The sequence below is a fragment of the Mycobacterium sp. E802 genome, assembly GCF_001666875.1.
Lineage (GTDB): Bacteria > Actinomycetota > Actinomycetes > Mycobacteriales > Mycobacteriaceae > Mycobacterium.
In genome coordinates this window covers 1-15,384 of the sequence record NZ_LZJD01000043.1, presented here as the reverse complement: position 1 = coordinate 15,384, position 15,384 = coordinate 1, and the positions used below count along the sequence as shown (strand labels likewise).

Here is a 15,384-nt window from a genome sequence, read left to right as displayed (position 1 = left end):
GCCGGGATTCCAGCCCGAGCCGGGGCCCGAGTCAGAGCCGGGGCGCCAGTCGTCCGAGCCCGAGCCCCGGAGGCCCCGGCCCCCGCACCGGTCCCGGTGGCGCCCGCACCGGCACCGATTTTCACGCCGCCGGCTCCGTACATTCCGCCGTTGGTCGTGTTGCCCCCGCCGCCGCGACTGCCGAACATCTTCCGTCCGCCGTGGGATCCGCCACGGCGGGAGCAACCGCAGCGGCCGTCATGGGACCCGCCGTCGCGTGATGTACCGGACTCGCCACGTTGGCCGGGCTCGGGCTCGGACGACTGGCGCCCCGGCTCTGACTCGGGCCCCGGCTCGGGCTGGAATCCCGGCCGTTCCGGCGGGTCCGATGATTGGAAGCCGGGCCGTTCCGGTGGCTCCGGCGACTGGAATCCCGGCCGCTCGGGTGGCTCCGGTGGTTCACACGGCTCCGGTGGTGGGGGGCCCATGTGGCCGTTCCCGTTCGGCGGGCACTGACAACCGTCACCTGACGTTGGCCTGCCGCTCAGTGTCACGTAGCGGCTAGCTCATCCGCACCGCCTATCCAGTCAGTATGCGATGCACCGTATTCGGTACCGGCTATCTGGGCGCGACACATGCCGCGGGGATGGCCGAGCTCGGCCACGAGGTGATCGGGGTCGACATCGACCCGGGAAAGGTGGCCAAACTCGCCGCGGGCGACATCCCGTTCTATGAACCCGGCCTGCGCAAGGTGCTCAACGACAATCTGTCCGCCGGACGGCTGCGGTTCACCACCGACTACGACGAGGCCGCCGACTTCGCCGATGTGCACTTTCTCGGGGTCGGCACCCCGCAGAAGAAGGGCGACTACAGCGCCGACCTGCGCCACGTGCACGCCGTCATCGACACCCTGGTGCCGCGGTTGCGCCGCAACGCGGTGATCGTCGGCAAGTCCACCGTCCCGGTCGGCACCGCGGCCGATCTGGCCGAGCGGGCCCGGGCGTTGGCACCGGCCGACGTCCACGTCGAGGTCGCCTGGAACCCGGAGTTCCTGCGTGAAGGTTACGCGGTGCACGACACGCTGCACCCGGACCGCATTGTCGTTGGGGTGCAGCGGGATTCGGGCCCGCACGCGACGAGAGCAGACGGAGCCAGTGGTGAGGCAGCGGTGCGGGAACTCTACGCGCCGATGATCGCCGATGGCGTGCCGTTCCTGGTCACCGATCTGGAGACCGCCGAGCTGGTCAAGGTCTCGGCCAACGCGTTCCTGGCCACCAAGATCTCGTTCATCAACGCGATCTCCGAGGTGTGCGAGGCCGTCGGCGCCGACGTCACCCTGCTGGCCGACGCACTGGGCTACGATCCGCGCATCGGCCGGCGATTCCTCAACGCCGGCTTGGGTTTTGGTGGTGGCTGCCTGCCCAAGGACATCCGGGCGTTCATGGCCCGTGCCGGTGAGCTCGGCGCCAACCATGCCCTGACATTCCTGCGTGAAGTCGACAGCATCAACATGCGCCGCCGCACCGCCATGGTGGAGCTGACCACCCGGGCCTGCGGGGGATCATTGCTGGGTGCCAACATCGCGGTCCTGGGCGCGGCGTTCAAACCCGAATCCGACGATGTGCGGGATTCCCCGGCGCTCAACGTGGCGGGGATGCTGCAGCTCAACGGGGCCGCGGTCAACGTCTACGACCCCAAGGCGATGGACAACTCGCAGCGGGTGTTCCCCACGCTGAATTACTCGACCTCGATCATCGAAGCCTGCGACCGGGCCGACGCGGTGCTCGTGCTCACCGAGTGGGCAGAATTCGTCGACCTCGATCCGGTGGAACTCGCCGACACGGTCCGCGTCAAAGTTGTTGTGGACGGCCGTAATTGCCTGGACAGCCAGCGGTGGCGGGAAGCCGGTTGGCGGGTGTTCGCCCTCGGCCGCCCGGTGGCTGCTGTTTGACGGTTGTAGAACAAAATGGGCGGTCGTAGGCTCGATCCATGCGGGAACAGATCCGGTGGATGGCCATCCACGGAGTGGTCAGGGGGATATCCGCGGTCGGGATGCGGCGCGGTGATCCGCAGGCTCGGTTGATCGCCGATCCCCAGGTGCGCGCCGACCCGGCGCCGTTCGCCGACGAGATGCGCCAGATCGGGCCGATCGTCCGCGGCCGTGCGGTCCTGATGACGTTTCACTACGACGTCGCCAGTGATCTGCTGCGGTCCGACGACTTCCGGGTGTCCCGGCTGGGCGGCAACCTGCCGCGTCCGCTGCGCTGGGTGGCCGACAAGACCGACACCGGCAAGCTGCACCCGCTGCTGCCGCCGTCCCTGCTCGCGGTGGAACCCCCCGATCACACCCGCTACCGCAAGCTGGTCTCGTCGGTGTTCACGACGCGTGCGGTCTCCCGGCTGCGTGAGCGGGTCCAGCAGACTGCCAACGACCTGCTGGACTCGATGGAACACGACGCCGGCGTCGTCGACGTCGTCGAACGCTACTGCGCGCAGCTGCCGGTCTCGGTGATCAGCGACATCCTGGGTGTTCCCGACAGCGACCGTTCGCAGATCCTGCGCTTCGGTGAGCTCGGCGCACCCAGCCTCGACATCGGGTTGTCGTGGCGGCAGTACCGCACGGTGAACCAGGGCATCGACGGCTTCGAAACCTGGCTGACCGAGCACCTGCGCCAGCTGCGTCGTGCGCCCGGAGACGATCTGCTCAGCGAGGTCATCAAGGCCTCCGAAGCCGGCGCGGCCGGTGACCCGCTCACCGAGTCCGAGCTGCGGGCGCTGGCCGGCCTGGTGCTGGCCGCCGGGTTCGAGACGACGGTCAACCTGCTGGGCAACGGCATCCGCATGCTGCTCGATCACCCCGAGCACCTGCAGACGCTGTCGGCGCGCCCCGAGCTGTGGCCGAACACCGTCGAGGAAATCCTGCGGCTGGATTCCCCGGTGCTGATGAGCGCCCGGGCCGCCCGCGTCGACACCGAAGTCGCCGGCACGCAGGTGAAGGCGGGGGAGTTGGTGATCGTGCATCTCTCCGGGGCCAATCGCGACCCCGCGGTGTTCACCGACCCGCACCGCTTCGACATCGAGCGGGAGAACGCCGGTCGTCACCTGTCGTTCTCGGGTGGCCGGCATTTCTGCCTCGGCGCCGCCCTGGCCCGGGCCGAAGGACAGGTGGGTCTGCAGACCTTCTTCGATCGGTTTCCCGACGCCCGGATCGCCGGTGCGGCCAGCCGCCGCGACACCCGCATCCTGCGGGGTTGGTCGACTCTGCCGATAGCACTCGGAAAGGCGCGCACAGCGGTAGGTTCGTGACGTGGATTTCCGAGCCGCCCTGCTCGACCAGACCCGGATCTTCGGGGAGCTGATCGCCGCCAACGATCCCGAGACGCCGGTGCCGTCATGCCCGGACTGGACGCTCAAGCAACTGTTCCGCCATGTCGGCCGCGGAAACCGTTGGGCGGCACAGATCATCTCCGAGCGCCGGGTCTCACCCCTCGACCCGCGCGAAGTGCATGACGGCAGGCCACCGGACGATCCCGAGGCCGCGATCGACTGGCTCAATACCGGTGCGGCCCAAGTCCTCAAATCCGTCGACCAGATCGGCACCGACGCCCGGGTGTGGACGTTCCTGGGCCCCAAACCCGGGGGTTGGTGGATCCGGCGGCGGCTGCACGAGGCGACGGTGCACCGCGCCGACGCGGCGCTGGCGGTCGGGACGGACTTCGATCTGCCGGCCGATCTGGCCGCCGACGCCGTCAGTGAGTGGCTTGAGATCACCACGGTGATGGCCACCAAGCGGCACGCCGATCCGCTGCCGTCGGGCTCCAGCATCCATCTGCACGCCACCGACGACGAGCTCGGGCCGACGGGGGAGTGGACGGTGGAGCACGACGAGGACGGCCTCGGATGGTCGCACAGTCACGGCAAGGGCAGCGTCGCGTTGCGCGGCCCCGCGCATGACCTGCTGTTGGCCGTCACCCGCCGGCGGAGTGCCACCGACCTCGGGTTGGACGTGTTCGGCGACACTGCCGTCTGGGACGCCTGGCTCGACCGCACGCCGTACTGAGTGGCGTACGTTTCGTTCATGACCACATCCGAGATCGCCACGGTACTGGCCTGGCACGACGCGCTGAATGACGACGACATCGACACCCTGATCAAGCTGTCCAGCGACGACATCGAACTGGGTGATGCCGCCGGGGCCGCCCAGGGGCATGCCGCCTTGCGAGAGTGGGCGGCATCGGCCGGGGCGACGGTGACGCCGGGGCGGATGTATGTGCATGACGGCGTCGTCGTCGTCGAACAGAACGTCACGAGCGCCGACGGCACCTCGCATGCCGGCGCGGCCGCGTTCCGCGTGGTGCACGACCACGTCACGTCGGTGTTCCGGCATGACACCCTGGCTGCGGCGCTGGCCGCCACCGAGCTGACCGAAAAAGATCTCGCCGGCTGACGATCAGGGCAACGCCGGCAGCACCTTGTCGAGGGTGACCGGGAGATCGCGGACGCGCACCCCGGTGGCGTGGTGAACGGCGTTGACCACCGCCGCGGCGGCGCCGACGATGCCGATCTCGCCCGCACCGCGCGAGCCCATCGGGTTGAGGTGTTCCTCGACCTCGTCGAGCCAGATCGCGTCGATGTCGGTGACGTCGGCGTGGGCGCTGATGTGATACGAGGCGAGGTCCTGGGTGACGACGTGCCCGAAGCGCGGGTCGCGGACGCTCTCCTCGTGTAACGCCATGGACAGCCCCATCGTCATGCCGCCGATCAACTGCGAGCGCAGCGTACGCGCGTTGATGGCCCGCCCCACCGAGAAGACCCCGAGCATGCGTGGGATCCGGATCTCACCGGTGTCACAGTTGACGTGGGCCTCGACGAAGTGGGCGCCGAAGGATTGCACGGTGAACTTCTCGGCATCGGGATTCTGCGGTGCCTCGGCTTCCGAGGACACCCCGACCGGTGGGTGGTCGCCGTGCTCACGACGAAACTGCTTGGCCGCGGCCACAATCGCCGAACCCCACGAGGTGATGCCCGACGAGCCGCCGGCCACCGAGGCCTGCGGCAGGTCGGTGTCGCCGATCTGCAGGTCGACCGCGGCGAGTTCACACCCCAGGGCATCGGCGGCGATCTGGGCCAACGCGGTCCACGTTCCGGTGCCGATGTCGGCGGCACCGATCTGCACGGTGTAGCAACCAGATTCGGCGTGGCTGATCCGCGCGGTGTTGCCCTCCATCGCCATACCCGGATAGGTGGCGGCGGCCACGCCCGTGCCGATATACCAGCGTCCGGCAAGGTATTTGGCCGGACGGGGATCGCGTGGAGACCAACCGAAGCGCTCGGCGCCGGTCCGCAGACACTCGACGAGGTGGCGGCCGGACCACGGCTTGCCCGATTCGGGATCGACGTCGGGGTCGTTGCGCACCCGCAGCTCGATCGGATCCAGATCGCAGGCCACCGCGAGTTCGTCCATCGCGACCTCGGCGGCGAAGGTGCCCGGACACTCACCCGGTGCGCGCATCCAGAACGGCACCGCCACGTCGAGGGCGGCCAGCCGGTGCGATGTGCGCCGGTTGGGGCTTGCGTACATCTTGCGGGAGGTGACGGCGGTCTGCTCGGCGAATTCCTTGACGGCCGAAGTCTGTTCGACGACGTCGTGGACGAAGGCGGAGATCCGGCCGTCCTTGTCCGCGCCCAACCGCAGGTGCTGGATGGTCGGGGTGCGATAGCCGACGAGGGAGAACATCTGTTGGCGGGTCAGCGTCAGTTTCACCGGTCGCCCGTTCGCCCGCTGGGCGGCCAGCAGGGCCAGGACATCGTGGGCGTGCGGTGCCCCTTTGGAACCGAACCCGCCGCCCACGTGCGGCGCGATGACCCGCAGCTGTTCGGGTTGCAGGCCGAGGATCGGGGCCAGGGTCTTGCGCACGACGTGTACGCCCTGTGTCGAGTCGTACAAGGTCACCGCCGGCTGTCCGGCGCGGGTGGCCCATTGGGCGATGCAGGCGTGCGGCTCCATCGGATTGTTGTGCTCGATGGGCGTGCGATAGGTCTGATCCACGGTCACCGCGGCGGTGGCCAGCGCCGCATCCACGTCTCCCTGATCGGAATCCGGCGGAAACGACGGATTGACCGACTCGGGTGTGTACAGCCTCGGATGGTCGGCGGTCAGTTCGGTGTCGTGCGGTTCCTCGCTATAGTGCACACGCACGAGACTGCTTGCCTCCCGTGCGATCTCGGCCGTTGAGGCCACCACCCCGCCGATGATCTGACCGCGAAAGTGCACGCGGTCGTCCTGCAGGATGGACAGTTCGCCGTCGGAGGTGTCGGCCAGGGTCGGGGCGTCGAACACCGTCAGCACGTCGAGCACTCCGTCGAGCGCGGTGGCAGCGGCGGTGTCCATCGCGGCGACGCGACCGCGGGCGACGGTGGCCTGGATGGGATGCAGGTAGACCGGGTCCTCGACGCGGTGCTCGAACGCGTAGCGCGCGGTGCCGGTGACTTTGGCCCGGCCGTCGGTGCGGGCCGTCGGTTGGCCGATCGCGTGCGGTTCGAGGATCGTCATGGCCGTCTCCGCTCGGTCAACATGCGTAGTTGGGCGACAAGCGTGCGGCGGGCCAACTCCACCTTGAACTCGTTGCCCGGCAACGGCTCGGCCTGCCGAAGCTCGGCATCGGCCGCCGCGGCAAAGTTTTCCGGTGAGGGCTGATCGCCGCGCAGCATCTCTTCGGCCCGCCGCGCCCGCCACGGCTTGTGTGCCACCCCGCCCAAAGCGATACGCGCCGAGCCGATCTGGAATGTCGAGGTGAAGGTCAGCTCGGCCGCGACCGACACCAACGCGAAGGCATAGGAGGCACGATCGCGGACCTTGCGGTAATCGGAGGCCGCGTCTGCGGGTGGGGCGGGCAACTCGACCGCGGTGATCAGGTCGCCGTGTGCCAGCACGGTGTCGCGGTCGGGTTCATCGCCGGGCAGCCGGTAGAACTCGTCGACCGGGATCCGTCGCTCGCCGTCGGCGGTCTGCACCACCACCTGGGCGTCGAGAGCGCTCATCGCCACGGCCATGTCCGAGGGGTGTACCGCAACGCAGTGTGGGGAGGCGCCCAGGATCGCGTGGTAGCGGACATATCCGCCGACCGCCGAGCAGCCGCTGCCGGGTGCCCGCTTGTTGCACGGTGTGGTGACATCTTGGAAGTACACACACCTGGTGCGCTGCAGCAGGTTTCCGGCTGTGGTGGCGGCGTTGCGCAGCTGCCCCGACGCGCCGGACAGTAGCGCCCGCGACAGCATCGGGTAGTGCGAGCGGATCACCGGGTCGGCGGCCAGATCGCTGTTGCGGACATTCGCACCGATCCGCACGCCGCCGTCAGGGGTCGTGGCGATCTCGGAGAGCTCGAGCCGGCTGACGTCGACCAGGAGATCAGGTTCGGCCACACCAAGTTTCATGTGGTCGACGAGATTGGTTCCGCCGGCGAGATAGGCCGCCCGCGGGTGGGTGGTCAGCGTCGCCACCGCGTCGGACGGGCTGGTGGCCAGGTGATAGTCGAACGGTTTCATCGGGTCGACGCCCGCCCGATCGCCGCGACGATGTTCGGGTACGCCGCGCAGCGGCACAGGTTGCCACTCATCCGTTCGCGAATCTCCTCATCGGTGAGGATCGGAGGCAGATCGAGGTCGGGGGTGACGAAACTGGGCGACCCAGCCTTGGCCTCGTCCAACATGCCGACGGCAGAACAGATCTGGCCGGGCGTGCAGTAGCCACACTGGAAGCCGTCCTCGTCGCAGAACGCTTGCGCCACCGGATGCAGCTCACCGTCCTGCTCCAGTCCGGCCGCCGTGGTGATCTGCGCCCCGTCGGCAGCGACGGCGAACGTCAGGCAGGTGGTCACGCGGCGGCCGCCCAGCAAGACGGTGCACGACCCGCACTGGCCGTGGTCGCACCCCTTCTTCGGTGCGGTCACCCCCAACGTTTCCCGCAGGGCGTCCAGCAGGGTCATGCGGTTGTCGACGGTCAGCTGACGGCGTGATCCGTCGACCTCGAGGGTCACGTCGCTGTGATGGGGCTGGCTCACCGTCGCCGGGTACCCCGGGCGGTGCCGGTCAAACGTGCCGGGTCACTGCCTGCTGGTTTGTGGGGTGGCCAGCACCGCGGCGATCCCCGTCGTCAACGGCACCGAAAGGGCCAGGGCGATACCACCCACTGCGGACCGGGCGATCTCGATCGCCACGCTCTCACCGGTCAGCACGTCGGCCAGTGACCGGTTGGCCACGCTGAACAACAACAGCAGCGGCAGCGCGCTGCCGGCGTAGGCCAGCACCAGCGTGTAGACCGTGCTGGCGATGTGATCGCTGCCCACCCGCATGGCGCCGGTGAAAATCGACCTCCGGCTACCGCCGTGCTCGGCGAGCTCAAACACCGCCGAGGCCTGGGTGATGGTGACGTCGTTGAGCACACCGAGTGAGCCGATGATGAACCCGGCCAGCAGCAATCCGGTGATCGACACGTTGCCCATGTAGGCCGCGACCTCGTTGTTCTGGTCTTCGGAAAGCCCGGTCAGATGGGCCAATTCGATTGCTGCCCAAGACAGCAGCGCGGCCAGCAGCAGTGAGGTGAGGGTGCCCAGCAGGGCTGCGCTGGTGCGCAGGCTGACGCCGTGGGCCAGATAGATGACGGCGTAGAGGATCGCCGCCGAGGCCACCAGGGCCACCGGGATGGCCGGGGCTCCGTCGCGCAGCGCCGGCAGCAGGAAGATCATCAACACCCCGAAGGCCACCGCGATGCCGACAATGGCGCGCAGTCCCCGCCAGCGGGCCACCGCGACGATCACGACCGCAAACGCCAGCGCGAGCAGAACCAGGGGCCAGGTGCGCTCATAGTCGAAGAAGGCGTAGCTCGTCGTGCCGGCCTCGTCGACCTGCCGGCTGATCCGAATATCGTCGCCGGCAACAAGATTGGGTTGGCCGGGCCCGGTGGTGAATTCCAGCAGGGTCTTGGCGCCCTGGTTCGGCCCGGAGTCGATGGCCACCAGGTTCTGCACGCAGGTGCCGCCACCGGGAACTGCCGGTCGGGGTGCGGCGGTCAGTACGGCGCCCGCCGACGGGCTGCCACAGTCGGCCAGGGTGCTGGACACCACGTGCCCGGATTCAGTGGTGACGGCGCCCCCGGCGGCATTCTGGAACGGCAGCGGGATGTCCACCTTCTGCTGGCTGGGCCACAGCCAAGCAGCGCCGGCGAGCACCGCGACACCGATGGCGACCAGCAGGCCGACCACGATGTGGGCGGCCAGCGGGCCCAGCGGGGACGGGCCGGCCAACGAGTGGGAGTGGGAATGGGTGTGCGCCACTCGCACAGCGTAGAGGGGGTGGCTGTGGGGTCACCGATGCGCCGACACTACGGGTTCTGGCTGATTCTGGGCAGATTGGCGCCAGAAACCGTCGTCTCGGCGGGACACCTACTGCCGGTAGCCGGCCAGGAAGTTACCCAGGCGCTCGATCGCCTGGGCCAGGTCCCGCGACCACGGCAGGGTGACAATGCGCAGGTGATCCGGTGTGGGCCAGTTGAATCCGGTGCCCTGGGTCAGCAGGATCTTCTCCTGCAGCAACAGGTCGAGCACCAGCTGCTCGTCGTCGTGGATGTCGTGTACCTCGGGGTCCAACCGGGGGAACGCGTACAGCGCACCGGCGGGCTTCACGCAGGACACGCCGGGGATTTCGTTGAGTTTCGTCCAGGCGGTGTCACGCTGCTCGAGCAGTCGGCCACCCGGCAACACCAGGTCGTCGATGCTCTGATGGCCGCCCAGCGCCACCTGAATGGCATGCTGGGCAGGCACATTGGGGCACAGCCGCATGTTCGACAGCAGGCTGATGCCCTCGATGAAGCTGGTCGCATGCTCCTTGGGGCCGGTGATGACCAGCCAGCCGGAGCGGTAGCCGGCGACCCGGTAGGCCTTGGACAGGCCGTTGAACGTCAGGCACAACAGGTCGGGCGCCAGCGTGGCCAGCGAGATGTGCTTGGCGTCGTCGTAGAGGATCTTGTCGTAGATCTCGTCGGCCAACAGCAGCAACTGATGCTTGCGGGCCAGCTCGACGATCTGCTCCAGCGTCTCGCGGCTGTAAACCGCACCGGTGGGGTTGTTCGGGTTGATGACCACGATGGCCTTGGTGCGCTCGGTGATCTTCGATTCGATGTCGGCGACATCGGGATTCCAGCCCTGGGTCTCGTCGCACATGTAGTGCACCGGGGTGCCGCCGGCCAGTGCTGTGGACGCCGTCCACAGCGGGTAGTCGGGCGCCGGGATGAGCACCTGGTCACCGTTGTCCAACAGTGCCTGCAGGGTCATGGTGATGAGCTCGGAGACCCCGTTGCCCAGGTAGACGTCGTCGATGTCGAACTTGGGAAAGCCCTCGACCAGTTCGTACCGGGTGAACACGGCCCGGCGCGCGCTGGCGATGCCCTTGGAGTCGGAATACCCCTGCGCGTGCGGGAGCGCCTGGATCATGTCACGCATGATCACGTCGGGTGCCTCGAAGCCGAACGGCGCCGGATTGCCGATGTTGAGCTTGAGGATGCGGTGCCCTTCAGCTTCCAGCCGTGTGGCGTGCTCGTGTACCGGTCCGCGGATCTCGTACAGGACGTCCTGCAATTTCGTGGACTGGGCAAACGTACGCGGCTTCGGGTGCTGTCCGGTCTGCCACGGCAACTGATGGGTAGTCACGCCCACCATGGTCTCATCACCGTCCACTGATTTTGGAATTTGCCGATGTCGGGGGTGGCCGAGACCACAGTCAGCCGGCATCGTTCCTGCGTCTCGTGTGCCAAACCGCTGTGGATTCCCTTGGGCCGGCGCGCGTCGAGCAAATTTCTGCGAAACCATGGTGACACGTACGCGGTATCCGGATTCCCCAGCTCAACGCGGTGACTCCGGACCACATCACTTCACCTGATCGGCAAGCACATGACAATCAACATTCTCCGGGCCAACACCCTGGCTGCTGTCCTGGGCGGCAGCGCCCTCATCACGATTGGCGTCATCGGTGCGCCCCTGACCAGTGCACCCGACGGTCAGGGCCTCATCCCCAGCGGCAAGATGACAATCGGCCAGACGACGACCATCACCAACTCGGGAACCGTCGCGCCGGTCGTCGCGGTCCCGCCGGTCAAGGCCAAGCCGTACGGGAAGGGCTGATCCGAAAAGCCGAACGGCCACCTCCGCGGGGAGGTGGCCGTTCGGTGCGTCAGGGAACTGCTCAGCGCTTGCCGGGGCGCTTGGCGCCGGGCTTGATGCCCAGGCCCACCACCGGAGGCTCCGGCTTGGCGGGCTCGGCAGGCTTCTCGTCCGCCGGGGCCGACGGCTCTGCTGCGGCCGGTTCCGTCGCCGCAGCCGGTTCCGGCGTCGGCTCGGGAGCCTGCGCCGCAGCGGCCGGCTTGGCCGCTTTCTTGGCGCCCGGACGACGTGCGCCTGCCGCGATGCCCAGGCCCACGACCGGGGGTTCCGGCTTGGCCGGTTCGGCGGCCTCGGGAGCGGCAGCGGGAGCCGCCGACGCCTCTTCGGCCGGAGCTGACGCAGCAGGTGCCGCAGGAGCTGCTTTCTTGGCGCCCGGACGCTTCGCGCCCGCGGCCAGACCCAGTCCCTTCACCGGAGCTGCGGGAGCGGCAGGCGCCTCAGCGGCCGGCGCGGCCTCGGCAGCCGGAGCGGCCGACGCAGCAGGAGCAGCGGTCTTCTTGGCGCCGGGGCGCTTGGCGCCACCGGCGATGCCCAGGCCCTTGACGGGTGCAGCCGGAGCGGCGGCCTCGGCAGCCGGAGCAGCGGAGGCAGCGGGAGCAGCGGTCTTCTTGGCGCCGGGGCGCTTGGCGCCACCGGCCATGCCCAAACCCTTGACCGGGGCTGCAGCTGCGGCCGGGGCTGCGGGAGCTTCGGCAGCGGGTGCTGCCTCCGCGGGAGCGGCTTCCTCGACGGCCGGTGCCGGAGCCGGTGCCGCGGCTGCTGCCTTGGCCTCCGCCTCGGCGCGTGCCTCGGCCCGCTTCTCGGATTCCTTTGCCGCCGTGCCCTTTTCGGGCAGCGTGACGGCGCTCTTGTCCAGCGAGTTCAGCAACAGCTGAGCCACGTCGAGCACTTCGGCCTTCTCGACGTTGCGGGCCGCGGCGACGTCGTCGACACCATCGGTGATCATCACGCGGCAGAACGGGCAGCCGGTCGCGATCGTCGAGGCGGTGTCCATCGCCTCCTCGGTGCGCTCCACGTTGACGCGCTTGCCGATGTGCTCTTCCATCCACATCCGCGCGCCACCGGCGCCACAGCACAGACCACGGTCGGCGTGGCGGGGCATCTCCTTCAGCGTCACGCCCGAGGCCTCGACCAGCTCACGCGGAGCCTCGTAGACCTTGTTGTGCCGACCCAGGAAGCACGGATCGTGGTAGGTGACCTCGGGGCCGCCGGTGGACTTGACCGGCACCAGCTTCTTGTCCCGGACCAGGCGGTTGAGCAGCTGCGTGTGGTGCACCACGGAGTAATTGGCGCCCAGCTGCGGGTACTCGCGGCCGATCGTGTTGAAGCAGTGCGGGCAGGTCACGATGATCTTGCGATCGACCGTCTCGACACCTTCGAACAGCTCGTTGATGGTCTCGACGTTCTGCGCGGCCAGCTGCTGGAACAGGAACTCGTTGCCGGAGCGGCGGGCCGAGTCACCCGTGCAGGTTTCGCCGGTGCCCAGCACCAGGAACTTCACGCCCGCGGCGGACAGCAGCTCGGCGACGGCCTTGGTGGTCTTCTTGGCGCGGTCCTCGTAGGCGCCGGCGCAGCCGACCCAGAACAGGTACTCGAAGCCGTCGAAGCTCTCGACGTCCTCGCCGTAGACCGGTACGTCGAAGTCGACCTCGTCGATCCAGGTCGTGCGGTCCTTGGCGTTCTGACCCCAGGGGTTGCCCTTGGTCTCCAGGTTCTTGAACAGCACGCCGAGCTCACCGGGGAACTCGGATTCGACCATGACCTGGTAGCGGCGCATGTCGACGATGTGGTCGATGTGCTCGATGTCCACCGGGCACTGTTCGACGCAGGCGCCGCAGTTGGTGCAGGACCACAGCACGTCGGGGTCGATGACACCGCCCTGCTCCTCGGTGCCGACCAGCGGGCGCAGCGCCTGCTCAGGGCCCGAACCGGTGATGCGCTCGTAGCCGTCCTCGGGCACACCGTGCCGGTGCTCGTTGGGCCCGAGCTTGGCGAAGTCCACCGAACCCTCTTCGGGCATCGGCTTGCCCTCGATGATGTAGGGCGCCTTGGCGAACAGGTGGTCGCGCAGGTTCATGATCACGAGCTTCGGCGACAACGGCTTGCCGGTGTTCCAGGCCGGGCACTGCGACTGGCAACGACCGCACTCGGTGCAGGTCGCCATGTCGAGGTTGCCCTTCCAGGTGAAGTCCTCGATCTTGCCGCGGCCGAACACCGCGTCCTCGGCGGGATCCTCGAAGTCGATCTTCTCGCCCTTGTGCTCCATCGGCAGCAGCGGGCCGAGGCCGTCGGGCAGGCGCTTGAAGGTGACATTGATCGGGGCCAGGCCGATGTGCAGGTGCTTGGAGTGCAGCACGATCAGCAGGAAGGCCAGCATGACGCCCAGGTGGGCCAGCAGCGCGATGGTCTCCAGCCACACATTGGCGGTGTGACCCAGCGGGGCCAGCAGCGCGGCCATGCCATCGGAGAAGAAGGCGCCGGACTGGTACGGGAAGTCTTCACCAAGCACGTTGACGGCCGCGCCGCGGAAGATCGCGTAGGTCAGGATGACCAGGAAGATCATGTAGAGGATCTGCCAGGCGCCGCCGTTGTGCGAGCCGTAGAAGCGGGATTCGCGGCCGAGCTGCTCGGGGTTCTTCCGGATGCGGATGATCGCGAAGACGATGATGCCGACCAGCACCGCGGCGGCGAAGAAGTCCTGCAGGAAGCCCAGCACCGCCCACCGGCCGACGAACGGAATGTGGAACTCGGGGTCGAACAGCACGCCGTAGGCCTCGAGGTACACCGTGGCCAGGACGAAGAAGCCCCACATGGTGAAGAAGTGCGCGAGGCCGGGGATCGACCATTTCAGGAGCTTCGATTGGGCGAAGACTTCCTTGTTCTGGTTGAGGAAACGCTGGACGAGGTGATCCTTGCGGCCGCGCTCGTCACCGACCGTCTGGCCTGAGCTGATCAGCTTGGTCAGCCACAATATCCGCCTGGCGGCGAACACCAGCACGACGAGCGTGGCGAGCACACCCAGAACCAGCCGCGTCAGAAACAGGGTGTGTTCGAGACTCTCCACAGAAACGCCTCCATTTCGCGAGTTACCGGTCGGTAACTTGAGCATAGTTACCCGTCGGTAACTTAGCTTCCTTCAGCTCATAGTGACATTTAGGAGTTTCTTACCGCTACCGAGGCTTACCTAAGTTCGCGGCGACTGTGGTGGAGGTCTCAGCCTTGCGGGGACAGCATTGCCCTCAATATCGACAGCATTTCGGTGCGGGATTCCGCGCCGAGACGTCGTCGAATTCGGGCCACGTGGTGCTCGACGGTCTTCGCGGAAATGAACAATTGGCTGCCGATATCTCGGTAGGGCATTCCGAGCAGAAGCAGCTCGGCGACTTCCCGTTCACGCTCGGAAAGCTTGGTGGAGGACGGGGTCGAGGCGGTCTGGGTGGGAGCACCGCTCGGGGTTGCCGCGGGCCCCGGCCCTACCTCGATCTCTTCGGCCGCGCTCGTCTGTTTGAGATCACGCGCCAACTGCAGCATTGCCTGCGATACCCGCCCGTCCGGCGTCTGCAACGCAGCCTGGCTGGCCAGTCGGGTGCCGTCCCAGGTCAGACCGAACTGAGCCAGGGCCCGGGCCGCCGACGTCACCTCATCGGTGTCGACGTGATTGGCCAACACCCGCAGCCAGGTACGGCCGGCGTTGGCCAACGCCCGGGCGAACACGCTGTGGGTGGCCGCGGCCGTCAATGCCTGCCCGTGCGGGGCGACCGCGCCGGGTGAGTTGGCCAGAATCCCGGCATGCACCCCGGCCCAGTGCAGCGGCACCGACCACAACACCGGGTTGCCGAGCGATTCGAGCAGGCCCCACGCCTCGGACAGGGTGTGTTCGAGGCGGTCAACCTGGCGCATGCGCGCGGCGGCGACCCACAACTCGCCCAACGGCAGCAAGGAGAACACATCAATCGAATATTCGGCGAGCACCTCGACCGCGGCGTACCAGTGCTTCTGGACGGCGCCGCTGTCTCCGCTGCGCCGCGCGATCGCGGTTCGCAGCGCCGCGGCCCACAGCGCGTCGCGCCGGTGCAGCACCGGGCCCGCTTCGGCGGCCGACACGTCGGCCCCGGCCGCGCCGACGGGGAAGCCGATGACGCCTGCAGTCCCTTCACCGCGGCCCGGCACCGCTTGTTGCTGGGTTGGGTGA

Annotated in this window: 12 protein-coding genes and 1 pseudogene; 6 read left to right on the top strand and 7 right to left on the bottom strand. The window is 68.1% G+C overall.

The genetic code is table 11. From position 1 onward, the window contains the following. From A5699_RS28380 to A5699_RS06115, 5 genes and pseudogenes are all read left to right on the top strand, one after another. Window positions 1–495: pseudogene (locus A5699_RS28380) on the top strand (hypothetical protein); the annotation flags it as partial. Window positions 496–571: 76 nt separating this feature from the next. After that, complete coding sequence (locus A5699_RS06130; RefSeq protein WP_067766920.1) at window positions 572–1,930, top strand: UDP-glucose/GDP-mannose dehydrogenase family protein; 1,359 nt, start codon at window positions 572–574, stop codon at window positions 1,928–1,930. A gap of 38 nt (window positions 1,931–1,968) precedes the next feature. Continuing rightward, on the top strand, window positions 1,969–3,285 hold the full coding sequence (locus tag A5699_RS06125; protein WP_067766917.1) for a cytochrome P450: 1,317 nt from the start codon (window positions 1,969–1,971) through the stop codon (window positions 3,283–3,285). 1 nt (window position 3,286) lies between these two features. After that, the gene (locus A5699_RS06120; protein WP_067766914.1) at window positions 3,287–4,039 is read left to right on the top strand and encodes a maleylpyruvate isomerase family mycothiol-dependent enzyme; all 753 of its coding nucleotides are present in this window, start codon (window positions 3,287–3,289) and stop codon (window positions 4,037–4,039) included. 18 nt (window positions 4,040–4,057) lie between these two features. Further along, entirely contained in the window at window positions 4,058–4,426 is a 369-nt protein-coding gene (locus A5699_RS06115) for a nuclear transport factor 2 family protein (RefSeq protein WP_067766926.1), read from the top strand. Window positions 4,427–4,429: 3 nt separating this feature from the next. Here the strand turns inward: A5699_RS06115 and A5699_RS06110 are convergent, their stop codons facing one another. From A5699_RS06110 to A5699_RS06090, 5 genes are all read right to left on the bottom strand, one after another. Continuing rightward, window positions 4,430–6,532 carry a xanthine dehydrogenase family protein molybdopterin-binding subunit gene (locus A5699_RS06110; protein WP_067766911.1) on the bottom strand — a complete coding sequence of 701 codons (2,103 nt, stop codon included), beginning with the start codon at window positions 6,530–6,532 and terminating at the stop codon, window positions 4,430–4,432. Then, complete coding sequence (locus A5699_RS06105) at window positions 6,529–7,524, bottom strand: xanthine dehydrogenase family protein subunit M (RefSeq protein ID WP_067766923.1); 996 nt, start codon at window positions 7,522–7,524, stop codon at window positions 6,529–6,531. Before A5699_RS06105 ends, A5699_RS06110 begins: the two co-directional genes overlap by 4 nt. Beyond that, the gene (locus tag A5699_RS06100) at window positions 7,521–8,039 is read right to left on the bottom strand and encodes a 2Fe-2S iron-sulfur cluster-binding protein (protein WP_067766908.1); all 519 of its coding nucleotides are present in this window, start codon (window positions 8,037–8,039) and stop codon (window positions 7,521–7,523) included. The genes A5699_RS06105 and A5699_RS06100 overlap by 4 nt, the downstream gene beginning before the upstream one ends. A 42-nt stretch (window positions 8,040–8,081) precedes the next feature. Further along, entirely contained in the window at window positions 8,082–9,311 is a 1,230-nt protein-coding gene (locus A5699_RS06095) for a YibE/F family protein (RefSeq protein WP_157561112.1), read from the bottom strand. 108 nt (window positions 9,312–9,419) lie between these two features. After that, on the bottom strand, window positions 9,420–10,709 hold the full coding sequence (locus tag A5699_RS06090; RefSeq protein ID WP_067766902.1) for a pyridoxal phosphate-dependent aminotransferase: 1,290 nt from the start codon (window positions 10,707–10,709) through the stop codon (window positions 9,420–9,422). Between the two features lie 213 nt (window positions 10,710–10,922). Between A5699_RS06090 and A5699_RS06085 the strand changes: the two genes are divergently transcribed. Then, window positions 10,923–11,153, top strand: coding sequence for a hypothetical protein (locus tag A5699_RS06085; RefSeq protein WP_067766899.1), 231 nt, complete (start codon window positions 10,923–10,925; stop codon window positions 11,151–11,153). 61 nt (window positions 11,154–11,214) lie between these two features. On the opposite strand, the gene A5699_RS06080 is transcribed toward A5699_RS06085, so the two are convergent. After that, window positions 11,215–14,256 carry a (Fe-S)-binding protein gene (locus A5699_RS06080; RefSeq protein WP_067766896.1) on the bottom strand — a complete coding sequence of 1,014 codons (3,042 nt, stop codon included), beginning with the start codon at window positions 14,254–14,256 and terminating at the stop codon, window positions 11,215–11,217. Between the two features lie 149 nt (window positions 14,257–14,405). Further along, window positions 14,406–15,384 (bottom strand): LuxR C-terminal-related transcriptional regulator (locus A5699_RS06075; protein WP_197508205.1); only part of this gene is annotated, 979 nt, incomplete at its 5' end.